General features: G+C 67.9%; 30 protein-coding genes. 19 read left to right on the top strand and 11 right to left on the bottom strand.

The genetic code is table 11. The annotated features are described in order from the left end of the window. Positions 1-53: 53 nt before the first annotated feature. Both ABLE91_RS03590 and ABLE91_RS03585 read left to right on the top strand, forming a co-directional pair. Positions 54-1073, top strand: a complete 1020-nt coding sequence (locus ABLE91_RS03590; protein WP_348928506.1) for an L-threonylcarbamoyladenylate synthase — start codon at positions 54-56, stop codon at positions 1071-1073. Between the two features lies 1 nt (position 1074). After that, positions 1075-1497 (top strand): GNAT family acetyltransferase, encoded by a 423-nt coding sequence (locus ABLE91_RS03585; RefSeq protein WP_348928504.1) that lies wholly within the window; start codon positions 1075-1077, stop codon positions 1495-1497. Positions 1498-1507: 10 nt separating this feature from the next. Here ABLE91_RS03585 and ABLE91_RS03580 read toward each other — a convergent pair whose 3' ends face one another. Both ABLE91_RS03580 and ygfZ read right to left on the bottom strand, forming a co-directional pair. Continuing rightward, the gene (locus ABLE91_RS03580) at positions 1508-2113 is read right to left on the bottom strand and encodes a DNA-3-methyladenine glycosylase I (RefSeq protein WP_348928502.1); all 606 of its coding nucleotides are present in this window, start codon (positions 2111-2113) and stop codon (positions 1508-1510) included. Continuing rightward, the gene (ygfZ, locus tag ABLE91_RS03575) at positions 2113-2961 is read right to left on the bottom strand and encodes a CAF17-like 4Fe-4S cluster assembly/insertion protein YgfZ (RefSeq protein ID WP_348928500.1); all 849 of its coding nucleotides are present in this window, start codon (positions 2959-2961) and stop codon (positions 2113-2115) included. The genes ABLE91_RS03580 and ygfZ overlap by 1 nt, the downstream gene beginning before the upstream one ends. A 72-nt stretch (positions 2962-3033) precedes the next feature. On the opposite strand from ygfZ, the gene ABLE91_RS03570 reads away from it, so the two are divergent. Continuing rightward, on the top strand, positions 3034-4374 hold the full coding sequence (locus ABLE91_RS03570; RefSeq protein ID WP_348928498.1) for a dihydroorotase: 1341 nt from the start codon (positions 3034-3036) through the stop codon (positions 4372-4374). Positions 4375-4463: 89 nt separating this feature from the next. Here the strand turns inward: ABLE91_RS03570 and ABLE91_RS03565 are convergent, their stop codons facing one another. Together ABLE91_RS03565 and ABLE91_RS03560 are read right to left on the bottom strand one after the other, a co-directional pair. After that, entirely contained in the window at positions 4464-5837 is a 1374-nt protein-coding gene (locus ABLE91_RS03565) for a flavin monoamine oxidase family protein (protein WP_348928496.1), read from the bottom strand. A gap of 165 nt (positions 5838-6002) precedes the next feature. Then, positions 6003-6932, bottom strand: a complete 930-nt coding sequence (locus ABLE91_RS03560) for a polyprenyl synthetase family protein (protein ID WP_348928494.1) — start codon at positions 6930-6932, stop codon at positions 6003-6005. 151 nt (positions 6933-7083) lie between these two features. Here ABLE91_RS03560 and ABLE91_RS03555 point away from each other — a divergent pair, with 151 nt between their 5' ends. Together ABLE91_RS03555 and ABLE91_RS03550 are read left to right on the top strand one after the other, a co-directional pair. Continuing rightward, the gene (locus ABLE91_RS03555) at positions 7084-7764 is read left to right on the top strand and encodes a transglycosylase domain-containing protein (protein WP_348928492.1); all 681 of its coding nucleotides are present in this window, start codon (positions 7084-7086) and stop codon (positions 7762-7764) included. 53 nt (positions 7765-7817) lie between these two features. Continuing rightward, positions 7818-8423, top strand: a complete 606-nt coding sequence (locus ABLE91_RS03550; RefSeq protein WP_348928490.1) for a septation protein A — start codon at positions 7818-7820, stop codon at positions 8421-8423. On the opposite strand, the gene ABLE91_RS03545 is transcribed toward ABLE91_RS03550, so the two are convergent. From ABLE91_RS03545 to ABLE91_RS03535, 3 genes are read right to left on the bottom strand one after another with little or no spacing between them, the layout of a single operon-like run. After that, entirely contained in the window at positions 8398-8994 is a 597-nt protein-coding gene (locus ABLE91_RS03545; RefSeq protein WP_348928488.1) for a DsbE family thiol:disulfide interchange protein, read from the bottom strand. The two genes, ABLE91_RS03550 and ABLE91_RS03545, sit on opposite strands and share 26 nt — an antisense overlap. After that, positions 8991-9152 (bottom strand): heme exporter protein CcmD, encoded by a 162-nt coding sequence (ccmD, locus tag ABLE91_RS03540; RefSeq protein WP_348928486.1) that lies wholly within the window; start codon positions 9150-9152, stop codon positions 8991-8993. Before ccmD ends, ABLE91_RS03545 begins: the two co-directional genes overlap by 4 nt. Further along, positions 9152-9883: a heme ABC transporter permease gene (locus ABLE91_RS03535; RefSeq protein ID WP_348928484.1), complete on the bottom strand. Its 732-nt coding sequence runs from the start codon at positions 9881-9883 to the stop codon at positions 9152-9154. The genes ccmD and ABLE91_RS03535 overlap by 1 nt, the downstream gene beginning before the upstream one ends. Before the next feature lie 188 nt (positions 9884-10071). Here ABLE91_RS03535 and ABLE91_RS03530 point away from each other — a divergent pair, with 188 nt between their 5' ends. The 6 genes from ABLE91_RS03530 to ABLE91_RS03505 all read left to right on the top strand — a co-directional run bounded on the left by ABLE91_RS03530 (position 10072) and on the right by ABLE91_RS03505 (position 14477). After that, complete coding sequence (locus ABLE91_RS03530) at positions 10072-10461, top strand: DUF6152 family protein (protein ID WP_348928482.1); 390 nt, start codon at positions 10072-10074, stop codon at positions 10459-10461. A 6-nt stretch (positions 10462-10467) separates the two neighbouring features. Next, positions 10468-10941: a DUF2214 domain-containing protein gene (locus ABLE91_RS03525; protein ID WP_348928480.1), complete on the top strand. Its 474-nt coding sequence runs from the start codon at positions 10468-10470 to the stop codon at positions 10939-10941. Positions 10942-11075: 134 nt separating this feature from the next. Continuing rightward, positions 11076-11417 carry a hypothetical protein gene (locus ABLE91_RS03520; protein WP_348928478.1) on the top strand — a complete coding sequence of 114 codons (342 nt, stop codon included), beginning with the start codon at positions 11076-11078 and terminating at the stop codon, positions 11415-11417. 116 nt (positions 11418-11533) lie between these two features. Further along, positions 11534-12154 (top strand): histidine phosphatase family protein, encoded by a 621-nt coding sequence (locus tag ABLE91_RS03515; RefSeq protein ID WP_348928476.1) that lies wholly within the window; start codon positions 11534-11536, stop codon positions 12152-12154. A gap of 74 nt (positions 12155-12228) precedes the next feature. Then, positions 12229-13569, top strand: a complete 1341-nt coding sequence (locus ABLE91_RS03510; protein ID WP_348928474.1) for a DUF3422 family protein — start codon at positions 12229-12231, stop codon at positions 13567-13569. A gap of 71 nt (positions 13570-13640) precedes the next feature. Next, positions 13641-14477, top strand: coding sequence for an alpha/beta hydrolase (locus ABLE91_RS03505; RefSeq protein ID WP_348928472.1), 837 nt, complete (start codon positions 13641-13643; stop codon positions 14475-14477). A 13-nt stretch (positions 14478-14490) separates the two neighbouring features. Here ABLE91_RS03505 and fcl read toward each other — a convergent pair whose 3' ends face one another. Both fcl and gmd read right to left on the bottom strand, forming a co-directional pair. Beyond that, a complete protein-coding gene (gene fcl, locus ABLE91_RS03500; RefSeq protein WP_348928470.1) occupies positions 14491-15510 on the bottom strand; it encodes a GDP-L-fucose synthase in 1020 nt (339 codons plus the stop codon). After that, the gene (gene gmd, locus ABLE91_RS03495) at positions 15500-16576 is read right to left on the bottom strand and encodes a GDP-mannose 4,6-dehydratase (RefSeq protein ID WP_348928468.1); all 1077 of its coding nucleotides are present in this window, start codon (positions 16574-16576) and stop codon (positions 15500-15502) included. The genes fcl and gmd overlap by 11 nt, the downstream gene beginning before the upstream one ends. Positions 16577-16755: 179 nt before the next feature. Between gmd and ABLE91_RS03490 the strand changes: the two genes are divergently transcribed. Beyond that, a complete protein-coding gene (locus tag ABLE91_RS03490; RefSeq protein WP_348928466.1) occupies positions 16756-17397 on the top strand; it encodes an MBL fold metallo-hydrolase in 642 nt (213 codons plus the stop codon). 45 nt (positions 17398-17442) lie between these two features. Then, the gene (locus ABLE91_RS03485; protein ID WP_348928464.1) at positions 17443-17841 is read left to right on the top strand and encodes a YkvA family protein; all 399 of its coding nucleotides are present in this window, start codon (positions 17443-17445) and stop codon (positions 17839-17841) included. A 206-nt stretch (positions 17842-18047) separates the two neighbouring features. Here the strand turns inward: ABLE91_RS03485 and ABLE91_RS03480 are convergent, their stop codons facing one another. Next, positions 18048-19028 (bottom strand): NADPH:quinone oxidoreductase family protein, encoded by a 981-nt coding sequence (locus ABLE91_RS03480; RefSeq protein WP_348928462.1) that lies wholly within the window; start codon positions 19026-19028, stop codon positions 18048-18050. A 176-nt stretch (positions 19029-19204) separates the two neighbouring features. Between ABLE91_RS03480 and ABLE91_RS03475 the strand changes: the two genes are divergently transcribed. From ABLE91_RS03475 to ABLE91_RS03460, 4 genes are all read left to right on the top strand, one after another. Then, positions 19205-19729, top strand: a complete 525-nt coding sequence (locus tag ABLE91_RS03475; RefSeq protein WP_348928460.1) for an invasion associated locus B family protein — start codon at positions 19205-19207, stop codon at positions 19727-19729. Between the two features lie 208 nt (positions 19730-19937). Next, positions 19938-21149, top strand: a complete 1212-nt coding sequence (rlmN, locus tag ABLE91_RS03470) for a dual-specificity RNA methyltransferase RlmN (protein WP_348928458.1) — start codon at positions 19938-19940, stop codon at positions 21147-21149. Positions 21150-21160: 11 nt separating this feature from the next. Beyond that, positions 21161-21544, top strand: a complete 384-nt coding sequence (locus tag ABLE91_RS03465; protein ID WP_348928456.1) for a VOC family protein — start codon at positions 21161-21163, stop codon at positions 21542-21544. Between the two features lie 3 nt (positions 21545-21547). Next, positions 21548-22036 (top strand): hypothetical protein, encoded by a 489-nt coding sequence (locus ABLE91_RS03460; protein ID WP_348928454.1) that lies wholly within the window; start codon positions 21548-21550, stop codon positions 22034-22036. A 206-nt stretch (positions 22037-22242) separates the two neighbouring features. Here ABLE91_RS03460 and ABLE91_RS03455 read toward each other — a convergent pair whose 3' ends face one another. After that, positions 22243-22860, bottom strand: a complete 618-nt coding sequence (locus tag ABLE91_RS03455) for a 2-hydroxychromene-2-carboxylate isomerase (protein WP_348928452.1) — start codon at positions 22858-22860, stop codon at positions 22243-22245. Positions 22861-22963: 103 nt separating this feature from the next. On the opposite strand from ABLE91_RS03455, the gene ABLE91_RS03450 reads away from it, so the two are divergent. After that, complete coding sequence (locus tag ABLE91_RS03450) at positions 22964-23767, top strand: phosphatase PAP2 family protein (RefSeq protein WP_348928450.1); 804 nt, start codon at positions 22964-22966, stop codon at positions 23765-23767. Between the two features lie 33 nt (positions 23768-23800). Then, positions 23801-25030, top strand: coding sequence for an argininosuccinate synthase (locus ABLE91_RS03445; protein WP_348928448.1), 1230 nt, complete (start codon positions 23801-23803; stop codon positions 25028-25030). Positions 25031-25077 lie beyond the last annotated feature (47 nt).

Here is a 25077-nt window from a genome sequence, read left to right as displayed (position 1 = left end):
CAGTTCGAGGCGGGGAACCGCTTTCGTCAAGCCCTCCGCCCGAGAAGGCCCGAATGACCGACAGCCGCCCCCTTCCCCACGCGACCCGCACGCTCTCCGCGCGTGACGGCGCGGCGGCGCGCGAGGCGGCGCAGGTGCTGCGCGCGGGCGGGCTCGTCGCCTTCCCCACGGAGACGGTCTACGGCCTCGGCGCCGATGCGGGCGATGCGCGCGCGGTGGCGGGGGTCTATGCGGCAAAGGGCCGTCCCGCCTTCAACCCCCTCATCTCCCACGTGCCGGACATGGCGGCGGCGGCGGCGCTGGGCGACCTGTCGGACGCCGCCACACAGTTGGCCGCCGCCTTCTGGCCGGGGCCGCTCACGCTCGTCCTCCCCTGCCGCGACATGGAAGCGGTGTGCGACCTCGCGCGCGCCGGTCTCGACACCGTCGCGCTGCGGGTGCCCTCGCACCCCGTTGCCCTCGCTTTCCTTAAGGAGGCCGGCCGGCCGGTGGTGGGGCCGAGCGCCAACCGCTCGGGCCATGTCTCGCCCACCGACGCCGCCCATGTGGCTGCGGACCTCGACGGGCGCATCGACGTGATCCTCGATGCCGGCCCCTCGCCCGTGGGCGTGGAATCCACCATCGTCGACTGCTCAGGCGAGCGCCCCACATTGCTGCGGCCCGGCGGCATTGCGCGCGCCGATATCGAGCGGGTGCTCGGCCATGCGCTGCCGGACGCGGCGGCGGGCGATGCCGAACGGCCGAACGCGCCGGGGCGGCTCGCCTCCCATTATGCACCGCGGGCCAAAGTGCGGCTCGATGCCGGTGCGGTGGCGCCCGGCGAGGCGCTCCTGACGTTCGGAGGCGTTCTGCCGCCGGGCGCGGAGGCGGCCGGCACCGTGCTGGACCTCAGCCCCTCCGGCGACCTCTTGGAGGCGGCGGCAAACCTTTACGGCGCGCTGCGGCGGCTGGACGACCTTGGAGCCACGGCCATCGCCGTGGTGCCGCTGCCGCGCGAGGGATTGGGCGAGGCCATCGCCGACCGCCTCGGCCGCGCGGCCGCGCCGAGACCCCTCATACCGGACGGAGACTGAGATGGATGCGGTGATCGGCCATGCGGGCGACGCGGATGTGGAAGCGCTGATCATCCTCTGGCGGGAAGCGGGCCTGCTGCGCCCGTGGAACGATCCGCGCGCCGATATCGCCCTTGCCCGCCGCGGCCCCCATTCCACCATCCTCGTGGCGCGGGCGGAGGGGGCCATCGCGGGCTCGGTCATGGTGGGCCATGACGGCCATCGCGGCTGGATCTACTATCTCGCCGTGGCACAGCACCTGGCTCGCCAGGGCTATGGCCGGCGCCTGACACGCGCCGCGGAAGACTGGCTGCGCGCCCGGGGCGTGCCCAAGCTTATGCTCATGGTGCGCCCCGAGAACGATCAGGTGCGGGCCTTCTATGCCGCCATCGGCTATGAGGAAGAGCCGCGCATCGTCTTCTCCCAGCGGCTCGACGGGCAATAGCCCGTCTTTGTCAGGCCCGGCCGCGGCGCTTTGAAGATGGCTGCGCCCGATGGCAGTCGGCGATGTGATCGTCCACGAGGCCGCACGCCTGCATGGCCGCATAGACGATGGTGGGGCCGACGAACCTGAAGCCGGCCGCCTTCAACCGCTTCGACAGCGCCTTGGATTCTGGCGTCTCGGCCGGAATCTCGGACAGCGTCCGTGGCCGGCGCACAAAGGTCTCGCCGCCGACGCTCTCCCACATGAGGGTGGAGAAATCGACGCCCTTGTCCCTGAGGTCCAGATAGGCGCGGGCGGAGAGCACGGCGCCCTCGATCTTGGCCCGGTTGCGCACGATGCCGGCATCCGCCATGAGCGCGTCCTTCTTGGCCTCGTCATAGCGGGCGATCACCTCCGGATCGAAGCCGTCGAAGGCGCGGCGGAAGTTGTCGCGCTTGCGCAGGATGGTGATCCAGGCGAGCCCGGCCTGGAAGCCGTCCAGCAGCAGCTTCTCGAACAGCGCCCGCGAATCCCGCTCCGGCACGCCCCATTCCTCGTCGTGATAGGCCATGTAGAGCGGGTCGGTGCCACACCAGGGGCAGCGGTGAAGGCCGTCCGTATGAACCAGGCTCGCCATTACGCGTCCCCCATCTCGAAATGCGCCCAGTCGGGCTTTTTTAGCGTCACCTCGATGCCGGCTGCCATGAACGATAGCCCCGCCGCCTTGGCATCTGCCACCCGATCCAGACGCACGAGCGCAATGCCATGCCCGTCGGCGGAGGAACCAACGCGGCCCACCGTCTTTTCACCCGCAAGAATTTCCGAGCCTGCTTCGGGCGCATTCTCGAACACGGCCATGACAGAGCGGGTGCGGGCGGTGCCGCGGTGCTGCATGCGGCTCACCACCTCCTGGCCCACATAGCAACCCTTCTTGAAATCGATGCCGTCCAGCTGATCCATGTCAGTCTCGTGCGGGAACGCATCGCCATAGGTGAAGTCGGCGCCGCCCTTCGGGATGCCCAGCGCAATGCGGTGCGCGTCATAGGCTTCCGCATCCCCGCTCAGGGCTTCGGCCGCCTCGCGCGGCAGGATGAGGCGCGCGCCCAGCGCCGGCAGGCGCGGATCAGGAAAGGCCTCCGCTCCCTCGGGAAGCCCGACATCCTCGCCCCAGGCCGCCGCCACGGCCAGCCCGTCCTTCAGCGCCAGCTCCACCTTGGCGCGCAGGCGATAAAGGGTGAGCCGCTTCAGGAGGTCGCCTGCGAGCGCGCGGGGCGCATCGAGGAGGAAGGTGTCCGGCGCACCGGCCGGCGCATGGACGAGGAAATCGCAGATGATCTTGCCCTGGGGGGTCAGGATCGCACCGAAGCGCGAGCCGCCCTCTTCCAGCGTCTCCACGTTGCAGGTGACCACATTGTGCAGGAAATGGCGCGCCTCCGGCCCTGAGACCCGGAGCACGGCGCGGTCGGGAAGAAAAGCAAAGGGCATGGCCCGGTCCTTGTCAGAATTCGCTATGAGACTTAAAGCCCCCGTCGATCCCTCTCAAGAGAGCCCTGCCCCATGGCCGACACCTTGGACCTCCTCCTGAAAGGCGGCACCGTCGTCACCCCGGACGGCGCGGCCGTGCGCGACGTGGGCGTGAAAGACGGCCGCATCCGCGCCATCGGCTCGCTCTCGGCCGCACAGGCGGGTGAGGTGATCGACTGCACGGGGCTGCACATCCTGCCCGGCGTCATCGACACCCAGGTGCATTTCCGCGAGCCGGGCCTGGAGCAGAAAGAGGATCTGGAGACCGGCTCCCGTGCGGCTGTCATGGGCGGGGTGACCGCCGTATTCGAGATGCCGAACACCAATCCCCAGACCACCGACGCCGCCGCTTTGGAAGACAAGATCCGCCGCGGCACCAACCGCATGCATTGCGATTTCGCCTTCTATGTGGGCGGCACCCACGAGAATGTGGCGGACCTGCCGGAGCTGGAACGCCTGCCGGGCGCGGCGGGCATCAAGGTGTTCATCGGCTCCTCCACCGGCTCGCTGCTGGTGGCGGACGATCCCGGCGTGCGCGCGATCCTGAAGGTGATCCGCCGCCGTGCCGCCTTCCATTGCGAGGACGAGCCGCGCCTGAACGAGCGCAAGCCCCTGCGCGTGCCGGGCGACGCCTCCTCCCACCCGGTCTGGCGCGACGAGATCGCGGCGCTGACCGCCACCCGCCGGCTCGTCACCCTGGCGCGCGACGTGGGCGCGCGGGTGCATGTGCTGCATGTGACCACCGCCGAGGAGATGGAATATCTCGCGGACCATCGCGACGTCGCCTCGGTGGAGGTGACGCCCCACCACCTCACCATGACGGCGCCCGAATGCTACCAGCGGCTCGGCACGCTGGCGCAGATGAACCCGCCGGTGCGCGAGGCGCGCCACCGCGACGCCATCTGGGCCGGCATCGCCAACGGCGTTGTGGACGTGCTCGGCTCCGACCATGCCCCGCACACCCTGGAGGAGAAGGCCAAGCCCTATCCCGAAAGCCCGTCGGGCATGACCGGCGTGCAGACCCTGGTGCCGCTGATGCTGGACCATGTGGCGAACGGGCGGCTCTCGCTGGAGCGCTTCGTGGACCTCTCCAGCGCTGGGCCGGCGCGGCTGTTCAACATCGCCTGCAAGGGGCGGATCATGGCGGGCTATGACGCCGACTTCACCGTGGTGGACCTGAAGCGCCGCGCCACCATCACCGCCGACTGGATCGCTTCGCGCTCCAAATGGACGCCCTATGACGGCAAGGAGGTCACCGGCTGGCCCGTGGGCACCTTCGTGCGCGGCCACAAGGTGATGTGGGAGGGCGAGCTGACCGGCCCGTCCAACGGCGCCCCCGTGCGCTTCCTGGAGACGCTGAAGCCGGGCGGGTAGATCCGACCGTCGTCCCCGGACTTGATCCGGGGATCTCTCGCCACGGAGGGAGATGGCGGGGTCGAGCCCGGCCATGACGAAGCGGGAGGTTATTGCGCCAGATTCGCGCTGCCGACGCCGAGTTGCCGTAACGCCTGGGTGGCGGCGCGCTCGCCGGAGTTCCAGGCGCCGTGCAGCGTGCCCCATTGGGTCTCGTGGGCATGCTCGCCGGCGAACAGGAGCCGGCCGTTCACCACCTCCGTGAACGCGCGCCGCAGATTGCCCGCGCCCGGCAAGGCGCAGGACCATGCGCCGAGCGCGAACGGCTCCTTGCTCCAGCGCGTGTGGTGCACCTTGCCCACCTTGGCCGCGGCGGAGGCGCCGAACTCCCGCGTCAGCGCCTCTTTCAGGAAGGCAGCACCGGCCTGGGGCTGGCCGTCCGCCAGTTGCTGGGCGAGCTTTCCGCCCACTTCGAGCATGTGGATGTTCGAACCGCCGAGCCGCGCCACCAAAGCGAAGGTGCGGGCATCCTGTGCCTTCACCTGCACGGTCTCATCCTCCCGCAGGCGCAGCGGGTTGCCGGGCCATTCGAATGCGATGTGGTCGTAGGCGCCGAGCGTGATGCGCTCCACCGCCGCGCGATAGCGCGTCGGCAGATAGGGAATGCGCAGCTTGCCGGCATTGATGATGCTGGGCGGCACGGCGACGATCACCATGCGCCCCGAGACGGTGCCCTTGTTGGTGAACACCTGCGCCATGCGCGGGCCGAGATCGATGGAGTTCGCCACCGTCTCGAAACGCACCGTGAGCGGGGAGGCAAGGCCCGCCATAAAGGAGCCCACCCCGGTGCGGATGAACGCACCCGCATCCCGCTCCTCGGCGCGGGAGAAGTCGATGCTGGATACCTGGTCCAGCTCCTTCGCGCAGGTATAGGGACCCATGATGAAGGCCGCGCTCGCGGCCCAGGGACCAAGATCGGGCAGCACGCGGGCGGCGGGAAGGTCGCGCCCCGCATCGCCCGCCGCGCCGATGGCGCGCTCGCCGCGCCGGACGCTGGAGACGAAATCCTCGTAATCGCTTTCCCGCGCCTCGCGCCCGTTCACATAGAGGCGGGCAGCGTCCGGAGCCGAATAGAGCTCCGCGCCGGTCTCGTCGCCGATCTCCACCAGCGAATTGCTCAAGGGATTGTAGAGGCGGAAGGCCCCGAGATCGAAGGGCCGCCCGAAGATGGAGGTGTCGGTCACGGCGCGCCCGCCCGGGCGCTTGGTCGCCTCCAGCAGCGCATAGGTGCGCCCCGCAGCGGCCACCCGGCGGGCGGCGGCGATGCCGGCGGCGCCCGCGCCGATGATCACCACATCCACCTGACCCGACGCCGGCACTTGGCCCAGCGCCCGCGCGGCACCAAGCGATGCCAAAGGCAAAGCGGACGCCCCGGCCAGGAAGGCGCGGCGGCTGATGAGGGAGCGGTGCGGTCGATCAGTCACGGCGCGGCGAGGCTATCACGGGCGGGGGCGAAGGGGGATGCCCTTTGAAGGGGATCGCGCCACTGCCCCTTCCCCGCAAGTTGGAGAGGGAGTTCGCGCGGCCGGCGCAACGGGAAAAGCCCTCTCCCGCTTGCGGGGGAGGGTTGGGAGGGGGCCTGTTGGAGGTCAGCTCTTGCGCTCCGCCACGAACCGCGCCGCTTCCGCCAGCACCGTGCCGCGGGCGCCGAAGGGCGAGAGCGCCGTTTCTGCCTCCGCTACGAGGGTTGCCAGAAGTTCCCCCGCCGCGTCGCGGCCGAGGGCGGCGACGACGGTCGCCTTTCCGGCCTCCGCATCCTTGCCCACGGCCTTGCCCACCGCCTCCTGCGTCCCTTCAAGGTCGAGGATGTCGTCGGCGATCTGGAACGCAGCGCCCAGCGCCCGGCCATAAATGGCCAAGGCCTCTCGCTGCGCGGTATCCGCCCCCCCCAGCAGGCCACCCATATTGACGGCGGCGGCCAGAAGGGCGCCGGTCTTCATGGCCTGGAGGTCGCGGATCTCCGTCAAGGCGAGGGCGAGCGGCACCCCGTCCGCAAAGCGCCCCTCCGCGGTCAGGTCCAGCATCTGCCCGCCCGCCATGCCGCCAAGGCCCGCGGCCCGCGCCAGGACCCGCACCAGCTCGATGCGCACGCCAGGATCGGGATGGGCGTCCTCGCCCGCCAGAAGGTCGAAGGCGAGGGTGAGGAGGGCATCCCCGGCGAGAATGCCGGTTGCCTCGCCATAGGCGGCATGGACCGTGGGCCGGCCGCGCCGGAGCAGGTCGTTGTCCATGGCCGGGAGGTCGTCATGGACCAGCGAATAGCAATGCACGCACTCGATGGCCGCAGCCGCGGTGGCCGCTGCGTTGGGCGCGATGCCGAACAAAGCCGCGCTCTCCAGCACGAGGAACGGCCGCAAGCGCTTGCCGCCGTCGAGGCTGCCGTGGCGCATGGCTGCGAGGAGCCGCTCGGGCCGCAGCCGTTCGCCCTCCAGCGGCGGCGCCGCCAAAGCACGGGCCAGCCGCGCCTCCGTGAGATCTGCGGCGGCCTTCAGGCGCGTTGTGAAAGAAGCGTCAGTCACGGAGCCGTCACGGGAAATTGAGCTTGTCCGCTCCGCGTGCCCCAACGGCGCGCGCCGGTCAAGCTCCCGGACGGAAGGCCAAGGGATCTTGGCCTTGGGGAACCTTAGCTTTGGCTGGGCCGTTCATGTGGAAAAGGAGATCGGACGCGGGATGAGGCGCCTCAAGATCATCGTGCTGGTTCTGGCCGCCATCGCGCTCGTGCCGTTCGTGCTCTCCGTAGCCTATGCCGTCATTAATCCGGTCTCCACACTGATGCTCTGGCGCTGGACCACCGGCCAGCGGGTGGAACGGGTCTGGACGCCCCTGTCGCAGATGTCCCCCGCCCTCATCCGCACCGTCATCGCGTCGGAGGATGCCCGCTATTGCCTGCACTGGGGCGTGGATCTCGTCGAGATCCAGGCGGCCATCGACCGGGCGGACGACGACATCGAAGAGGCGCGCGGGGCCTCCACCATCCCCATGCAGACCGCCAAGAACCTGTTCCTGTGGAACAGCCGCTCCTTCATCCGCAAGGGGTTGGAGCTTCCTTTGGCGCTCTGGCTCGATCTGGTGCTGAGCAAGAGGCGGCTGCTGGAAATCTACCTCAACATCGCCGAATGGGGGCCGGACGGGGAATTCGGCGTGGAGGCGGGCGCACAGCGCGCTTTGCGCATCCATGCAAGCCAGGTCAATGCCAGCCAGGCGGCGCTGCTGGCGGTGATGCTGCCCAACCCGCACCGGCGCGATGCCGGCCGGCCCAGTCCCGGTGTGCGGCGGCTGGCGGGCCGGCTGGAGGCGCGGACCGTCGCCGAGGGGCCGGACATCGTGTCCTGCCTCGGCCTCTCCCGTTGAAACGCCTTGATCCTGCCGCCGAGGCTCGGCAGAAGGAGCGGGAGAGGATTTTCATGACCGACACTGCCGCACCCGCCGCCCGCAAGATGAGCCCGGGCCTCAAGATCGCCCTGGAGCTGGGACCGCTGGTCCTGTTCTTCGTGGGCAATTCCTATGGCGGCATCTATCTCGCCACCGGCCTCTTCATGGTGGCGACCCTCCTGGCGCTGGGAGCCATGTGGGTGCTGGCGCGGCGCATCGCCGTCATGCCGCTCATCTCGGCCCTGGTGGTCATGGTGTTCGGCACGCTGACCCTGGTGCTCCAGGACGACCATTTCATCAAGCTGAAGCCGACCCTGGTGAACGCCTTGTTCGGCCTCGCGCTGCTCGGCGGTCTCGCCTTCAACAAGCCGCTCCTGCCTTATGTGTTCGACGGCATGATGAAGCTCACCGACGCCGGCTGGCGCATCCTCACCGTGCGCTGGGGCGTGTTCTTCCTGGTGATGGCGGTGGTGAACGAGCTGGTGTGGCGCAACTTCTCCACGGACACCTGGGTCAGCTTCAAGACCTTCGGCTACCTGCCGCTCACCATCCTGTTCGCCTTTGCCCAGGCCCCGCTCATGGCCAAGCACGAGCTGAAGGAGCCGGAAGGCGTCACCGCGCCGGAGGCGCCGCGCTGAGCTTTGCCGCCAGAGGCAGCAGCACGTCCTTTATGCCAGCCTCGTTGAGTGGCCCGACGAACTTGTAGGCGATGGCGCCGTCCGGGCCGACGAGGAAGGTCTCCGGCACGCCATAGACCCCCCAGTCGATGGCCGCGCGGCCATTGGGGTCCACCCCCACGGCCGAGAAGGGCAGGCCGTTCTGGCCCAGGAAGCGCCGGGCATTCTCCGGCGTGTCCTTGTAATTGATGCCCACCACCTGGAGGCGCGGGTCGCGGGCGAGCGCCATCAGCAGGGGATGCTCCTCCCGGCAGGGCGCGCACCAGGACGCCCACACATTCACCAGGGTGACCTTGCCCTTGAAGTCGCCCGCCGCGATGCCGGGCACCGGGACGCCGTCCTTGAGCAACCCCGGCAAGGGGGCAAGGTCCACCGCCGGCGCGGGACGGCCGATGAGCGCGGAAGGGATGCGCGAGGGATCACCCGAGAACAGGCGCACCAAGAACAGTCCCGCCAGCGCCGCGAACACCAAAGCGGGGAGGATCAGCAGCAAGGGCCGGCGGCGGCGCGGGGCGGTGTCGGGCGCGGTCATGGCTGGCGTCTTTCAGAGCGCCGCCGCACGCCGCGCGCTTCCAGCTCCGCCAGCGCCCGGCGCTGGGCGCGATTGTCCAGGACGAGATGGAGCGTGAGGGCCGCAAGGCCCAGTGCGGCGACGCCATAGGCGGCGGCGATGAACAGCGTGTGGGACATCAGGCCAGAGCCTCCGCCGCCGCCCGCGCCTCCAGCGCCTCGACCCGCCGGCGCAGGATTTCCGTGCGCATGGCGAGCATGTGCAGCGCCAGGAACAGCAAAGTGAAGCCCAGCGCGCAGACCAGAAGCGGGCGCAACAAAGAGGGATCGATGGTCGGCCCGTCCATGCGGAACACGGAGGCCGGCTGGTGCAGGGTGTTCCACCAGTCCACGGAGAATTTCACAATGGGCAGGTTCACCACGCCCACCAGGGTGAGCACCGCCGCCGCCCGCCCCGCCCGGCCGGGATCGTCCACCGCCGAGCGCAGGGCGATGAGGCCGAGATAGAGCAGCAGCAGCACCAGAACGGAAGTGAGGCGGGCGTCCCACACCCAATAGGTGCCCCACATGGGCCGCCCCCACAGCGCGCCGGTGACGAGGCACAGGAAGGTGAACGTGGCGCCGATGGGCGCCGCCGCTTTGTGCGCCACGTCCGCCAAAGGATGGCGCCAGACCAGGATGCCGAGGGAGGACAGCGCCATCATCGAATAGCCGAACATGGCGAGCCAGGCGAACGGCACGTGGATATACATGATCTTGACCGTCTCGCCCTGCTGGTAGTCTGCCGGCGCCAGGAAGGCGAGGCCGAGGCCGAGGGCGAGCACGATCACGGCCGCGCCCGCGAGCCACGGCAGGATGCGGCCGGACCAGGCGAGGAAGCGCGTGGGATTTGCAAGGTCGAGGAACACCATGGAGGCGTTCTAGACCAAGTGGAGGGCGGACGGGAGAGGCACTGGCGCCGCGCTCCCACGGCAGCCCGGCCTCCGCCTGACGCAGCGTTCACAGGTGCGTGTCATTTCATGCCGTTGCGGAATGTGGCCTCGACGGCCCGCCGCCTGCTCCGGGATAATGCGAGGGGGAAGCGATGCGGAGGTTGAACATGACAGGCCTGTTCTCATCCAAGGCCGCGTTTGGCGGTGTGGCCGCAGCCATCCTCCTGGCCACCGCGGCCACGGCCCACCACGGCTGGTCCTGGGCGGAGGCGGACCAGATCGAGCTGAAGGGCAAGATCACCAGCATCTATATCGGCCCGCCCCACCCGACCCTGAAGGTGGAGACCGCCAGCGACGGCGTCTGGACGGTGGAACTGGGCAATCCCACGCAGACGCGCAATGCCGGCTTCGTGGAAGGCTCCGCCAAGGTGGGCGATGCCATCACCGCGCTGGGCAACCGCTCGCAGGACAAGCAGGAGAAACGCATGAAGGCGGTGCGCATCACAGTTGGCGCAGAGACCTTCGACATCTATCCGGAGCGCATCAAGCAGAATTGACGCGAAATGGCATGGCTTGAGGCCCTCTCGCACTGGCCGGTGGCGGCGGCGCTGCGCCAGTGGGTGGCGGCCTATGCGCTGCTGAATGCCGCCCATATCCTCGGCATCGGCCTCCTGGTGGGCGCCATCGCGACGCTGGACTTGCGGCTGCTCGGCGCTTTCCGGGGCGCCGCGCTGGCGAGCCTCGCCCCTCCCCTCTCCCGCGTCGCGGCGGCGGGGCTTCTGCTCGCCCTCTGCACCGGCGCCCTGCTGTTCTCCGTCCGGCCGGTGGCCTATGCGCAGAACGCCGCTTTCCTTGCGAAGCTGGCGCTTGTGGCGCTGGGCATTCTCAACGCCCTGCTGCTCCGGCTGGGCGGCGGCTGGCGGCAGATGCTCGAAGGCGCCCCGGTGCCCGCCCGCATCAAGATCGGCGCGGCTTTTTCGCTGAGCATCTGGGTGGGAGCCATCATCTGCGGACGGTGGATCGGCTTCCTTCAATAAGGTCGACCAATTCATTGCAACGCTTATGCCAGCGGGAATAAACCCCCGCCGCTGATAGTGCCTATTCTTAAAGCTCTCCCCACGGAACCTTTACGCCTTCTGCTCCGTTGCTCTATGCGAAAGGAGTTTTTGTCATGAAGGCACAGCTTGTTGCAGCCATTCTTGGCGTCGCCGCTCTTTCCGCGTCTCCGGTCGCGGCGCAGGGCGTGGTGCGCGGAGCCCAGCAGGGCGCCGCTACGGGTAATAACATAGCGGGCCCGGTGGGCGGCGCGGTCGGTGGCGCCGTTGGCGCGGTCGGCGGCGGTATTGCAGGCGGCGTGAAGGGTGTGCTCGGCATCCCCCAGAGCACGTCGTACAAGAGCACCCGCGCGACGACCTCCAAGGTCTACAGCACCCGCACGGCCCAGCCGCGGACGACCATGTCCCCGAGCGATCCCCATGGCGGGAATGCCCATACCCCCTCGCCGGCGCGATAACTGATCATGAGGCCCGCATGGGAACATACGTTTCCCATGCGGGTATCGCCTTTGTTCCGGCTGCGTTCGGCAGCGTGACGGGATAACGTCGCCCCCGCATCAGCGGGGGCTTCGCCGTGACCACCACAACGCTCATTCTTGCTCGCCACGGCCATGTGGAGGGCATCCATCCCGAACGGTTTCGCGGCCGCATGGAAGTGCCGCTCTCCGAAAAAGGCGAGCAGCAGGCGGCGGCGCTCGCGGCGACGATCGCGGCGAACTTCAAGCCCACGGCCATCTACACCTCGACCCTCGGCCGCTGCATCGCCACCGGCGCGCAGATATCGCAGGCCTGCGCCGTGCCGGCCGAGCCACGGCCGGAACTGGGCGACATCGACTATGGCGACTGGCAGTGGAAGACCCATGAGGATGTGAAGGCGGCCGATGCGGCGCGATACGCCCTGTGGCGCTCAGCGCCGCACCTTGTGCGCTTCCCGTCCGGCGAATCCCTTCAGGATGTGGCCGTGCGCGCCGCCGATCTGCTGCGCTTCGTGCTGGATCGTCACGCAGGCGAGAGCGTGGTTCTGGTGGGCCATGACAGCGTCAATCGCGTGCTGCTGAGCTACCTCTTGGACCTGCCGGCCACCATGTATTGGGGCATCGCCCAGGAGCCCTGCAATCTCAGCCTCCTGGAATGGAGCGGCACCTCGGCCAAGCTGGTACGGCTCAATGACGTGTCCCATCTCCAGGGCCTCTGACCTGCGACCATACGGCAGGCGGGCTTGAAACCCGCCGCCGCCCATGCCAGCACCGTCCCACGGAGGGCACGGGCATGGCGTTGGGGGCAGCGGATATCGGCATTGGCGAGGGCCGCGCGCTGGCGGCCCATCCGCTGCGGGCCTCGGTGCTGGCGGAGCTGCATGCGCGCCCCTTCTTCCCGGCGGTGACGCCACGCCGCTTCCTGCACGTGGCCTTCCTCACCGACCCCACCAACGCCCAGGCGGCGCGCATCGGCGTCGAAGCATTCTGCGCCGCGCGCGGCCTCGCCCCTCCCGTGCCGGGGGCAAAGCACCACCGGGTGGAACTGGGCGGGGCGACGCTGCGCTGGGAGAGCCACGCGGAATTCTCCACCTATACGTGGGACTTCCCCTCGGCCGAGACCCCTCCGGGCGAATTGCCTTTCCACCCGCCGGCTTCCTCCTTCACGGGCGCGCTCGCTGAGATCCCGCAGCCGGGATTGCTCCTGGTGGCCGTCGATCTGCATCTCGTGGCAGACACCGCCGAGGACTTCCAGCTCAACGCCTTGTTCGACCGCGCAAGCCTCGCCCGCGCCGACGTGAATGACGGGGCGGGCGAGATCGCCACCGATTTCAAGCCGGACCCCGCCGGCTTCGTGCGCATCCTGGTGCGGGACCGGGGTCTCGGGCCGGAAGCCGCCGGCGCCCTGGTGCAGCGCGTGCTGGAGATCGAGACCTACAGGCTCCTCGCTCTGCTCGGCCTGCCGGAAGCCCAGCGCCTCGCGCCGGAGATCGCCCGCATCGAGGCGCAGCTCGCCCGGCTCACCGGAGCCATGCGACAGTCCGAGGGCCTTGCCGCCAACAACCGCATGCTGGACGAACTGGTGGCCCTCTCGGCGGAACTTGAGGCCGACGCCACCGCCTCTTTGTTCCGCTTCGGCGCGAGCCGGGCCTACCAGGAAATCGTGCGGCTGCGCCTCGCCACCATCCGCGAGCAGGCGGTGCCGGGCTTTCCCACCTGGCAGCAATTCCTCGACCGCCGCATGGCGCCCGCCATGCGCACCTGCGTGACCGTGGAGGAGCGCCAGGCCAACATTTCCGCCAAGCTCGCCCGCGCCGCCGACCTGCTGCGCACCCGCGTGGACGTGGAGGTGGAGCAGCAGAACCGCGACCTGCTCGCCTCCATGAACGAGCGCACCCGCCTTCAGCTGCGCCTCCAGCGCACCGTGGAAGGTTTGTCGGTGGCGGCCATCTCCTATTATGTTGCGAGCCTGGTCCATCTCCTGGCGGAGGGCATCCATGAGGGCGGTGTCGATGCCCATCTCGGCTTCACCCTCGATGCCGGGTTCGTCACCGCCTTGGCGGTGCCCGTGGCCGTGCTCATGGTCTGGTGGATGGTCCGCCGCATCCGCCGCGCCCATGAGGACCATGATTAGAGAACCGCGCCCTTAGAGCGGCACCATCACGCCCCCCTCAAGCCATCGGCTTAAAGCCAGGAGGACGCCCCTTGGATCACGAGCGCGAATACAACAACCGGGCCCGGGTGCCCGAATGGCCCCGGATCTCGGAAGAATGGCGCCAACGCTCCGCGGCTTTGAGAGGCTCGGCCGCCGCCGCCGATCTCGGCATCCCCCACGGACCCACCCAGCGCCAGATCCTCGACATCCTCTGGCCGGACACCAGCCGCTCCGCGCCCGTGGTGCTCTATATCCATGGCGGCTACTGGCAATATTCCCATCCCCGCGACGTGACCTTCGTTGCGGAGGGCTGCCTCGCCCATGGGGTGGCGGTGGCCCTCGCCGGCTATGACCTTGTCCCGGACGTCCCCCTCGGCACCATCATCAACGAGCTGCGCGGCGCGGCGGTCACCCTCTACCACCGCGTGCGGCGGCGCCTCGCTGTGGCGGGGCATTCCGCCGGGGGGCATCTGGCGGCGGCGCTGACCGCCACGCGCTGGCATGAGCTCGACACGCGCGGGCCCGACGACATCATCACCGGCGGCCTCGGCATTTCCGGCGTCTATGAGGTGGAGCCGCTGGTGAAGACCAGCATGAACGAGAAGCTGCGCCTCACCGAAGACGAGGCCCGGCGCCTGTCGCCCGCCTTCTGGGACGTGCCGGCGGACCGCAGCTTCCAGGCCTTCGTGGGCGCTGAGGAAAGCGACGAGTTCCGCCGCCAGGCCCGCGACCTCGTCGCCGGCTGGGGACAGAAGGGCGCGACCACCGCATCCCACGAGGTGGCAGGCACCAACCATTTCACGGTGGTCTCGGAAATGGCGAACCCCCAATCCGCCATGGTGGCGGCGCTCGTCGCCAAGGCCCGGGCGGCGGCCGCGCGGGCGTGAGGATGCGGCGAACTCAGAGCTGATGGGCCCGGTCTGAAAGGCTCATCGCGAATGGCGCGGACGGCAAGCCCGCACAATAGCTGCCATATACCCCGGCAATGCCATGCCGAAGGCCGATCCTGGCCTTCCACCCCATCGCGCCCAGCTTTTCGCCGCTCATGAGCTTGCGCATCGTGCCGTCAGGCTTCGTCGTGTCCAGGCGGATCTCGCCCTCGAAGCCCACGACGTCGCAGATAAGACGTGCGAGATCGATGATGGCGATGTCCTCGCCCGAGCCGACATTGACGTGCTCGAAGCCGGAATAGTGCTTCATCAGAAACACACAGGCATCGGCGCAGTCGTCCGCGTGCAGGAATTCACGCCGGGGCGCTCCCGTGCCCCAGATCGTCATGTGATCGGCGCCGGAGGCCTTGGCTTCGTGCGCCTTGCGGATCAGCGCAGGCAGGACATGGCTGGTGCTGAGGTCGAAATTGTCGCCAGGGCCATAGAGGTTGGTCGGCATGGCGCTGATGAAGTCGCAGCCATGCTGCTTCCGGTAGGCCTGGCCGAGCTTGATGCCGGCGATCTTGGCGATGGCGTACCACTCATTGGTGGGCTCCAGCGGACCGGTCAGAAGGGCATCCTCCCGGATCGGCTGCGGGGCCGTCCCGGGATAGATGCAGCTCGACCCCAGGAGCAGCATCTTGCCCACGCCCTCCCGATGAGCCGCCTCGGTGACATTCGCCGCGATCATCAGGTTGTCGTGAAGGAAATCCGCCGGATACGTGTCGTTGGCCAGGATGCCGCCGACCTTGGCCGCGGCCATGAAGATCGCATCCGGTTTCGTTGCGGCAAGATAGCGGCGAACCTGATCGGGAGACTTGAGATCGACCTCGGACCGCGTGGCGGTGAGGATTTCGCAGTCTTCCGACGCGAGGCGCCGCACGATGGCGGAGCCGACCATCCCCTTGTGGCCGGCGACCCAGACGCGCTTTCGGGCGATGTCGAAGCGCGCGGGTTCCGCATTCACGCCAAAGGCGGCCTCATTCCGCATTGCGCCGCTGCTCCCATGCGACGGATATCAGGTCGGCAGCGACCATCTCGGCGCAAAGCTGCTGCCATCTGGTCTGATGGGACCAGCCCAGCTTGGCCCTCGCCTTCGAAGCATCACCGACAAGGGTGTCAACTTCGGTGGGGCGGAAATAGCGGGGGTCGATCTCCACATGGACCTTGCCGGTTCTGGCACAGATCCCCTTTTCGTCCACGCCCTGGCCTTCCCAGCGCAAGGTTATATCGACCTGCCCGAAGGCCTCCGTGACGAAGTCGCGGATGAGGGTGGCCTCGCCGGTGGCCAGCACATAGTCGCCCGGCTCGTCCTGCTGCAACATCAGCCACATGCCGCGCACATATTCGCGCGCGTGGCCCCAATCGCGCCGGGCATCAATGTTCCCGAGGAACAGCTTCTCCTGATAGCCCAGCTTGATGGCGGCGACGGCGCGCGTGATCTTGCGCGTCACGAAAGTCTCGCCGCGTATCGGACTTTCGTGATTGAACAAAATCCCGTTCGAGGCGTGCATGCCGTAGGCCTCGCGGTAATTCACCACGATCCAATAGCCATAGAGCTTGGCGACAGCATAGGGGCTGCGGGGATAGAAGGGCGTCGTCTCCGACTGCGGAACTTCCTGCGCCTTACCGTACAATTCGGACGTGGATGCTTGGTAGAAGCGCGTCTTTTTTTCCAACCCCAGGATGCGGATCGCCTCCAGCAGGCGGAGCGTGCCCATGGCGTCAGAGTTGCCAGTGTATTCCGGCGTCTCGAACGAGACCTGGACGTGGCTCTGGGCGGCGAGGTTGTAGATTTCGTCCGGCTGGGTCTGCTGGACGATGCGGATCAGATTGGTCGAGTCCGTCAGATCACCGAAATGCAGCACGAAGCGCGGGTCCGCCTCGTGCGGGTCCTGGTAGATGTGGTCGATGCGGCCGGTATTGAATGACGACGACCGGCGCTTGACGCCATGAACCGTATACCCCTTCTCCAGCAGCAGTTCCGTCAGATAGGCACCATCCTGGCCCGTCACGCCGGTGATGAGCGCGACCTTACCGTTCCCCGCGTTTGTCATAAGCCCCCGCAGCTTTCGCCACACCGCCCGAGCATAATAGCCTGCTTTCAGGCTGACGATTCATTTGGGCATCTACATTAAAGAGTTTAGACGACAGATATTCCTACAAGATCGGGATGCACGGGCCTCGAAATGGCTCTATGACTGCCTCTGGACGCGCATCCATCGCCGGAGCATTCATGCAGCCCCTCCAGATCGCCATCGTCCCCGTCACGCCCTTCCAGCAGAATTGCTCGATCCTGTGGTGCACCGCCACCATGCAGGGCGCGGTGATCGATCCGGGCGGTGACATTGCCCGCATCCGCGCCGCGGTGGCGGAAACCGGCATCACGATCGAGAAGATCCTCCTCACCCACGGCCATGTGGACCACGCCGCCGCCGCCGCCGAGCTGGCGGAGAGCCTCGAAGTGGGCATCGAGGGGCCGCACCAGGACGACCAGTTCCTCATAGACGGCCTGCCGGCGATGGCGGAGCAGTACGGCTTTCCCGAAGCCCGCGCCTTCACGCCGGACCGCTATCTCTCCGATGGCGAGACCGTGAAGGTGGGCGATCTGACCCTCGACGTGCTCCAGGTGCCGGGCCATACGCCGGGCCATGTGGTGTTCGTCCACGCGCCGAGCCGCGTCGCCATCGTCGGCGACACACTGTTCCAGGGGTCCGTCGGCCGCACGGATTTCCCTTATGGCAGCCACGACCAGCTCATCTCCGGTATTGTCGAGAAGCTGCTGCCGCTCGGCGACAACATGGTCTGCCTGCCGGGCCATGGGGCAGTGACCAGCATCGGCGACGAGCGCGCGCGAAATCCTTTCCTGCCACGCTGAAGGCTTCGTCTTGCGGCGCCGCCGTGGGACCCCATCTGTCCTTTCATGATCTACACACAGGATGGGACCGACTGGAGCGGCCTCGACGCCGAGGACCGCCAGAAGGCTGAGAATGACGAGACGAGCGTACGGCGGGGCTTCTGGCGCAAACTGAAGCGCCATGCCGCGGCCGTGCCCTTCGCCGAGGATGCGGTGGCCGCCTATTTCGCCGCCTTCGACCGCGAGACGCCGCTGAAGGTGCGCGCGGGGCTTCTCGGCGCTCTGGCCTATTTCCTGCTGCCGGCGGACTTCATGCCGGATTTCCTGCCCCTCATCGGCTTCGGGGATGACGCAGCCGTGCTGTTCGGCGCCATGCAGCTATTGTCGTCCCACATCCGGCCGCACCATCGCGAGGCGGCCAGGACGACGCTCGAGCAGATGAAGAGCCCGCAGGCCGAGGCTTAGAGCCAATCGACCTTTCAAAAATAAGCAGGTGCACCGCCTTTCCTGCCGTCATGGCCGGGCTTGTCCCGGCCATGACGGGGCGCGGTCGGGTGCAGCTTAAGGGAGAGACGTGGATGCCATGAAAGTCGGCTGTTGCCGACTTTCACACTTTTGAAGCCGAAGTCGGAAACATCCGACTTCGGAACAAGCCCGGGCACGACGGCGGTTCAGCGCCCCGTGGTCAGCACCAGCTTGCCCTTCACCTTCCGCCCCGCGATCTCGTTCAGCGCCTCCGCGCAATTCTCCAGCGGGAAGGTGGAATCCACGTGCGCGGAGATACGGCCGGCGCGGGCATAGCCGATCAGTTCCTGCGTCGTCGCCCGGCTCCAGGCGGCGTCCTTGCGCATCTGCGTCCCGAAGGCGACGCCCCGCGCATCGCAATTCTTAAGCAGCAGCAGGTTGAGCGGCAACTTCGGGATGGCGCCGGCGGCAAAGCCGATGACCATCAGCCGCCCGCCCCAGCCAAGCGCCCGGAGCGCCTGCTCGGACTGCTCCCCGCCCACGGGGTCGAACACCATGTCGATCCCGCCTTCGCCGCCCAGTTCCTTGAGGCGGACTTTCAGGTCTTCCTTCGTGTAGTCGATGCCCTCGTCCGCGCCGTGCGCCCGCGCGAAATCAAGCTTGTCGGGAGAGGAAGCGCAGGCGATGACGCGGGCGCCCAGGATCTTGCCCAGTTCCACGGCGGCAAGGCCGACGCCGCCCGCCGCGCCCAGCACCGCCAGCGTTTCGCCGGGCTTCAGCTCTCCGCGGTCGCGCAGGGCATAGAGCGCCGTGCCATAGGTGACGATGAGGCCCGCCGCCTTCACGAGGTCCAGTTCGTCCGGAACCACGGCCAGCACGTCCGCGCGCACCACCACCTTCTCGCGGGCGGCGCCTGCGGTCATATAGCCCGCGACGCGGTCGCCCACCGCCACGCCATTTACGCCCGGCCCCACCGCCACCACGTGGCCGGAGAATTCCGCGCCGGGGGAAAACGGTAGAGGCGGCTTGAACTGGTAGAGGTCGCGGATGATCAATGTGTCGAAGAAATTGAGGCCAATAGCCGCGACGTCCACCACCGCCTCGCCCGGGCCGGGCACAGGATCGGGCAGTTCGCGCAGGGCCAAGGCTTCGGGGGGTCCGTGACGCTCACACAGGACAGCCTTCATCGCACTTCCCTTCTCGTGGAGGGCGGGCAGCGACGGTTGAGGCGCGCGCCGCGACATGTGTTAAGGAAACGGCAACCCGTCTGTGTGCCATTTTTTCGTCGGCGTCCACCTTTAGGGGCGTTCGCAGACGCCGCGGCCAAGTTTGATATCGCGCCGTTCATTCAGTAGGAGAAGCTATGGCTCCGTTCCGCGCAAGCTCCGCCCTCCTTGGCGCCGCTCTGCTCGCCATCCTTGCCGGCCCCGCCCTTTCCCAAGGGCAGGCGCAGCCCAAGCCCGTGGCGCAGTTCGGCGACTGGAGCGTCTATACGGGCGGCAGCGGCAACACCAAGGTCTGCTACGCCCTCTCCCAGCCGAAGGACCGCCAGCCGGGCGGGCTCAACCGCGATCCCGCTTACTTTTTCGTGAGCACCCGGCCGGGCGAGAAGGTGGTGAACGAGGTCAGCATCACCATGGGCTTCAAGCTGAAGGACGGCAGCGAATCAAAGCTGACCATCGGCCCCCAGGTGTTCCAGCTCTACACCAAGGACGAAGGCGCCTGGGTGCGCAACGTCGCCGAGGAAGGCAAGCTGGTGGACGCCATGCGCAAGGGCAAGGACCTCACCATCGCCTCCACCTCCGTGCGCGGCAACGTCACCACGGACAAGTATGCCCTCGGCGGTCTCGGCCAGGCGCTGGACCGCGTCGTGCAGGAGTGCAAGTGACGGCGGCCTGAAAGGCTGGTTGTCACGCGCGACACCCCCTGGAACCGTCATGCCCGGGACAAAGCCCGGGCATGATAGCGGCGATGACAGGTGGCCGGCCCGAAGCCCGCCACAATTTTCGCGCTTGTGAGCGCCCAACCCTTCAGAATTGAGACGGATCGCGCTCCCGCTGTGGCGGCAAGGGCGCGGAACCGCTATGTGTGGCTCCATGACGCGCGTAATCGAAATGACCCCGCCCTCCTCCGCCCCGGCGGAAGCGGCGCTTCCCAGCCTCGTCGGCCTCGACCGGGAGAAGCTCGGCCGTGCGCTGGAGACGGCGGGCGTTGCCGAGCGCGAGCGGCGCATGCGCGTCAACCAGCTCTGGCACTGGATCTACCTGCGCGGGGCCACCTCGTTCGACGAGATGACCAACGTCTCCAAGCACCTGCGCACGCGCCTCGCCGAGGTGCTCTCGCTGGCTCGGCCGGAGATCGTGGTGGAGCAGGTGTCCCAGGACGGCACCCGCAAATGGCTGCTGCGCATGCCGGCCGACACACCGGGCGAGAAGCCGCACGAGATCGAGTGCGTCTACATCCCCGAGAAGGACCGCGGCACGCTCTGTGTCTCCAGCCAGGTGGGCTGCACCCTCAACTGCTCCTTCTGCCACACGGGCACCCAGCGCCTGGTGCGCAACCTCACCGCCGCCGAGATCGTGGCGCAGGTGATGGTGGCCCGCGACCGGCTGGGCGACTATCCCGGCCGCGAGCGCGCGGTGGGGCCGGGCCTGCCCACCGAGGGCGACCGGCTCGTGACCAACATCGTCTTCATGGGCATGGGCGAGCCGCTCTACGCTTATGATTCGGTGGCCGAGGCCATCGAGATCCTCTCCGACGGCGACGGGCTCGGCCTCGGCAAGCGCCGCATCACCGTCTCCACCTCCGGCATCGTGCCGGAGATCGAGCGCCTCGGCCGCGAGGTCGGCCCCATGCTGGCCATCTCGCTGCACGCGGTGCGGGACGAGTTGCGCGACGTGCTCGTGCCCATCAACAAGAAATATCCCATTGAGGAATTGATCGAGGCCTGCCGCACCTATCCGCCAGCCTCCAACGCCAAGCGCATCACGTTCGAATACGTCATGCTGAAGGGCGTGAACGACAGCCCGGCGGATGCCAAGGCGCTGGTGAAGCTGCTGGAAGGGGTTCCGGCCAAGATCAACCTCATCCCGTTCAACCCCTGGCCGGGCACCCAATATGAGTGCTCGGACTGGGAGACCATCGAGCGTTTCTCCGACATCGTGTTCCGTGCCGGCTATGCGAGCCCGGTGCGCACGCCGCGCGGCCGGGACATCCTCGCCGCCTGCGGCCAGCTCAAGAGCGAGACGGAAAAGCTCTCCGCCCGCGAGCGGCTCGCCTTGCGCGCCATGGCGGCGGCGGCGGAATAGGAGCGGGGGCCATGTTCGATCATTTCGGCATGGCAGCGCGCGACCTCGAACGCTCCCGCATCTTCTACACGGCCATCCTGGCGCCTCTGGGCATCCGGTACATCGAGACCTGGGACGCGGAGCGCACCGGCGACTATCCCTCCCACGGCTTCGGCTCGGACCTTCCCGATTTCTGGATCTGGGGCGCGGACTATGAGAGCGGGCCGGTGCATTTCGCCTTCAAGGCACCGAACCGGGCGGCGGTGGATGCCTTTTATGCCGCTGCCCTCGCGGCCGGCGCCAAGGACAATGGCGCGCCGGGCGAGCGGCCCCATTTCGGCAAGCCCTATTACGCCGCCTTCGTTCTCGATCCGGACGGGAACAATGTGGAAGCCGTCTGCTATGAGCCGGCCTGACTGATGGATTCCTTCTTCCGCCTTGTCCTGCGGCTCATCCTCATTCCCGCTGCGATCCTCATCGCCGCCACCGTGCAGGCCATCATCGTGCTGTTCGGCCAATGGCAGCTCGGCGCGGTAGTGAGCAGCGCCCTCGATGATCCAAGCGGCCTCAGAACATTCTCCGCCATTCTGAATGCGGGCCTCCAGACCACCATCCTGCTCGGCCTCATCTGGACCATCGGCGCGGTGGGCATCCTGTTTTCCGAGGCCTTCGCCGTGCGCTCCTGGATGTTCCATGTGGCAAGCGGCACGGTGTCCGCCTTCCTCGGCACCCAGCTCTATCCCGTCATGATGGACGAGCCGGCGCCACTGGCCGATCCCTTCTATGTCCTGGCGACGGGGCTTGCCGGCGGCCTCGTCTATTGGCTGGTGGCCGGCTGGGGCGCGGGCTTCTGGAAAGCGGTGCTGAGCCCGCCGCGTGCGCCCGCGCTGCCGCCGCCTCCGGCATGATTTGTCCTGGACAAGCGACGCCGCAGGCGGAACGCAGATCCGGGACCCAGCGCGAGACTCCGGCGGAGCCGGCAATCAGCGACCAGCGTGAAAAACATCTCCGACGCGCGGCGCCGGAGATGGATTGAAGCGCCTTCGGCGGTCTTTTGCGCTGGGTCCCGGATCTGCATTCGCGCTACGCGCTCACTTGTCCAGGACAACTCCACTCACGCCGCCTTCGCCGCCACCTCTTGCGCATGCTCCAGGGCCATTTCCAGGCGGTCATTGCCCCAGAACAATTCGCCGTCCACCGCCACGAAGGTCGGCGCGCCGAACACGCCGGCGAGGCGCGCGCGCTCGGTCTGGGCGCGCAGGCGGTCCTTGTTGAGCTGGGTTTCCGCCTCGGGGATCACGTCGTCGCAGAAATGGCCGAGGCCGGCGAGCACCTGGCGGACGATCTCCCGCTCGCCGATGTCCTGGCCCAGCGCGAAGGCGCGGCGGAATATTTCGCGGGAGAAAGCCGGCCGCGAGGCATCGTTGAGGAGCACCGCCACCCGCGCGGCCAGCAGCCCGTTGGCCGGGAAGGGCTCGGGCTTCACCACCGGCGGCAGGCCGTAGCGGGCCGCGAGCCGCTCCAGGTCGCGCCACATATGGCGCCCTTTTTCGGGGTAGGTGTTGAACGGCGAGGTGGTGTGCCCCTGCGCGGCGAAGATGGGGCCGAGCAAAAAGGGCCGCCAATGCACCTCCACCCCCGCCGCCTCGGCCAGGGGGCCGATGCGGGAGACCGCGAGATAGGAATAGGTGGACGCGAACTCGTAGTAGAAATCGAGGCAGGCCCTGGCCATGCTGCGCTCTCCGGGCTAAATCCGCCTGATTGTGAAGCGGCGGCGGGCGCTTCCGCAAGGATGTGGATCAAACCATAAGGCAGGTGCCCCGTTGAAGCTGGCCGTGTTCTTCGCTCTCGTGACCGGCACGGCCGTGGCGATCCTCTTCACCGTGTTCCCGGAATGGGACCTCGCCATCACCGCGTGGTTCTGGGATGCGGGCACCCGCACCTTCCAGCTCTCGGGCTTCGAATGGAGCAAGGCGTTCCGCTCCGCCGCCAATATCATCCCCTGGATCTTCGCCGGCCCGGCCTTCGCGGCCATCATCCTGAAGCTCCTCTTTCCGGGGCGCCCCATGTTCCTGCCCGCCCGCGCGGCGGTGCTGCTCGCCGTCACCATGGCGCTGGGTCCGGGGCTCATCGTCAACGGGCTCCTGAAGGAGCATTGGGGCCGCCCGCGCCCGGTGCATCTGGAGACGTTCGGCGGCAAGGACGTGTTCAATCCCTGGTATTCCACTGAGGGAAAGTGCCCCGGCAACTGCTCCTTCGTCTCCGGCGAGGGATCGCTCGGCTTCTGGCTCATCGCCCCGGCGAGCCTTGTGCCGCCGCCCTATCGCGGCATCGCCATCGGCGCGGCGGCCCTGTTCGGCGCCACCGCCGGCGGGCTGCGCATCGCCTTCGGCGGGCATTTCTTCACGGACGTGGTGTTCTCCGCCGTCCTGACCATCCTCCTCATCGCCGTGATGCGCTTCCTTCTGTTCGACCGGCGCCACCCGCCGAGCGATGCGGCGGTGGAGCGGGGCGTCGGCCAGCTCGGGCGCGCGCTCCATGCGCTCGGGCGCGCGGTGTGGCGGGCAATGGCCTGGGCCACGCGCTCCACCATGCGCGCGCTGCGTGCCCACTTGCCACGGCGCGGCTCCGGCCTATAGTCCGCGCCACTTTTCCGAATTCCGAGAGACCTGATGGCCCGCGACGTGAAGAAGGTTGTGCTTGCTTATTCCGGCGGGCTCGACACCTCGGTGATCCTCAAATGGCTCCAGACCACCTATGGCTGCGAGGTGGTGACCTTCACCGCCGACCTCGGCCAGGGCGAGGAGCTGGCACCGGCGCGCGAAAAGGCCCTGCTGCTCGGCATCAAGCCGGAAAACATCTTCATCGAGGATGTGCGCGAGGAATTCGTGCGGGACTATGTGTTCCCCATGTTCCGCGCCAATGCGGTCTATGAGGGCCAGTATCTCCTCGGCACCTCCATCGCCCGCCCGCTCATCGCCAAGAAGCAAATCGAGATCGCCCGCAAGGTGGGCGCCGACGCGGTCTCCCACGGCGCCACCGGCAAGGGCAACGACCAGGTGCGCTTCGAATTGGGCTATTATGCCCTGGAGCCGGAGATCACCGTGATCGCCCCCTGGCGCGAATGGGACCTCACCTCCCGCACCCGTCTGCTGGAGTTTGCCGAGAGCCACCAGATCCCCATCTCCAAGGACAAGCGCGGCGAGGCGCCCTTCTCGGTGGACGCGAACCTCCTGCACTCCTCCTCCGAGGGCAAGGTGCTGGAAGACCCGGCCGACGACGCCCCCGAATATGTCTACCAGCGCACCATCTCGCCCGAGGAGGCGCCGGACCGCGCCACCATCATCGAGATCGGCTTCCAGCAGGGCGATGCGGTTTCCATCGATGGCGAGATCCTGAGCCCGGCGACGCTGCTCGCCCGCCTCAACGAGCTGGGCAAGGCCAACGGCATCGGCCGGCTCGACCTCGTAGAGAACCGCTTCGTGGGCATGAAGTCGCGCGGCGTCTACGAGACCCCCGGCGGCACCATCCTTTTGGCCGCCCATCGCGGCATCGAAAGCATTACGCTGGACCGCGGCGCGGCGCACCTGAAGGACGAGCTGATGCCCCGCTATGCGGAGCTCATCTATAACGGCTTCTGGTTCGCCCCCGAGCGCGAGATGCTCCAGGCCGCCATCGACCATTCCCAGCGCTATGTGAGCGGCACTGTGAAGGTGAAGCTCTACAAGGGCAATGTCTCGGTGATCGGCCGCGAGAGCCCCTATTCGCTCTACAACCAGGACCTCGTGACCTTCGAGGAAGGCGCAGTCGCCTACGATCACCGCGACGCCGCCGGCTTCATCAAGCTGAACGCGCTCCGGCTGCGCACCTATGGCGCGCGGGCCCGCAGGGCGGAAGGCTGAGCACAACAAGGCGAGCTGCAAGCAGATCTTGCGGCCCGTCGCCAGCT

It is taken from the genome of Aquabacter albus, assembly GCF_040049275.1.
GTDB lineage: Bacteria > Pseudomonadota > Alphaproteobacteria > Rhizobiales > Xanthobacteraceae > Aquabacter.
This window is presented reverse-complemented; position numbering and strand designations above follow the sequence as displayed.

Coding starts and splice junctions, on each gene's coding strand:
- ABLE91_RS03590 (WP_348928506.1), top strand. CDS start 54: ATGACCGACAGCCGCCCCCTTCCCCACGCGACCCGCACGCTCTCCGCG.
- ABLE91_RS03585 (WP_348928504.1), top strand. CDS start 1,075: ATGGATGCGGTGATCGGCCATGCGGGCGACGCGGATGTGGAAGCGCTG.
- ABLE91_RS03580 (WP_348928502.1), bottom strand. CDS start 2,113: ATGGCGAGCCTGGTTCATACGGACGGCCTTCACCGCTGCCCCTGGTGT.
- ygfZ (WP_348928500.1), bottom strand. CDS start 2,961: ATGCCCTTTGCTTTTCTTCCCGACCGCGCCGTGCTCCGGGTCTCAGGG.
- ABLE91_RS03570 (WP_348928498.1), top strand. CDS start 3,034: ATGGCCGACACCTTGGACCTCCTCCTGAAAGGCGGCACCGTCGTCACC.
- ABLE91_RS03555 (WP_348928492.1), top strand. CDS start 7,084: ATGAGGCGCCTCAAGATCATCGTGCTGGTTCTGGCCGCCATCGCGCTC.
- ABLE91_RS03550 (WP_348928490.1), top strand. CDS start 7,818: ATGACCGACACTGCCGCACCCGCCGCCCGCAAGATGAGCCCGGGCCTC.
- ABLE91_RS03545 (WP_348928488.1), bottom strand. CDS start 8,994: ATGACCGCGCCCGACACCGCCCCGCGCCGCCGCCGGCCCTTGCTGCTG.
- ccmD (WP_348928486.1), bottom strand. CDS start 9,152: ATGTCCCACACGCTGTTCATCGCCGCCGCCTATGGCGTCGCCGCACTG.
- ABLE91_RS03535 (WP_348928484.1), bottom strand. CDS start 9,883: ATGGTGTTCCTCGACCTTGCAAATCCCACGCGCTTCCTCGCCTGGTCC.
- ABLE91_RS03530 (WP_348928482.1), top strand. CDS start 10,072: ATGACAGGCCTGTTCTCATCCAAGGCCGCGTTTGGCGGTGTGGCCGCA.
- ABLE91_RS03525 (WP_348928480.1), top strand. CDS start 10,468: ATGGCATGGCTTGAGGCCCTCTCGCACTGGCCGGTGGCGGCGGCGCTG.
- ABLE91_RS03520 (WP_348928478.1), top strand. CDS start 11,076: ATGAAGGCACAGCTTGTTGCAGCCATTCTTGGCGTCGCCGCTCTTTCC.
- ABLE91_RS03510 (WP_348928474.1), top strand. CDS start 12,229: ATGGCGTTGGGGGCAGCGGATATCGGCATTGGCGAGGGCCGCGCGCTG.
- fcl (WP_348928470.1), bottom strand. CDS start 15,510: ATGCGGAATGAGGCCGCCTTTGGCGTGAATGCGGAACCCGCGCGCTTC.
- gmd (WP_348928468.1), bottom strand. CDS start 16,576: ATGACAAACGCGGGGAACGGTAAGGTCGCGCTCATCACCGGCGTGACG.
- ABLE91_RS03490 (WP_348928466.1), top strand. CDS start 16,756: ATGCAGCCCCTCCAGATCGCCATCGTCCCCGTCACGCCCTTCCAGCAG.
- ABLE91_RS03485 (WP_348928464.1), top strand. CDS start 17,443: ATGATCTACACACAGGATGGGACCGACTGGAGCGGCCTCGACGCCGAG.
- ABLE91_RS03480 (WP_348928462.1), bottom strand. CDS start 19,028: ATGAAGGCTGTCCTGTGTGAGCGTCACGGACCCCCCGAAGCCTTGGCC.
- ABLE91_RS03475 (WP_348928460.1), top strand. CDS start 19,205: ATGGCTCCGTTCCGCGCAAGCTCCGCCCTCCTTGGCGCCGCTCTGCTC.
- rlmN (WP_348928458.1), top strand. CDS start 19,938: ATGACGCGCGTAATCGAAATGACCCCGCCCTCCTCCGCCCCGGCGGAA.
- ABLE91_RS03465 (WP_348928456.1), top strand. CDS start 21,161: ATGTTCGATCATTTCGGCATGGCAGCGCGCGACCTCGAACGCTCCCGC.
- ABLE91_RS03460 (WP_348928454.1), top strand. CDS start 21,548: ATGGATTCCTTCTTCCGCCTTGTCCTGCGGCTCATCCTCATTCCCGCT.
- ABLE91_RS03455 (WP_348928452.1), bottom strand. CDS start 22,860: ATGGCCAGGGCCTGCCTCGATTTCTACTACGAGTTCGCGTCCACCTAT.
- ABLE91_RS03445 (WP_348928448.1), top strand. CDS start 23,801: ATGGCCCGCGACGTGAAGAAGGTTGTGCTTGCTTATTCCGGCGGGCTC.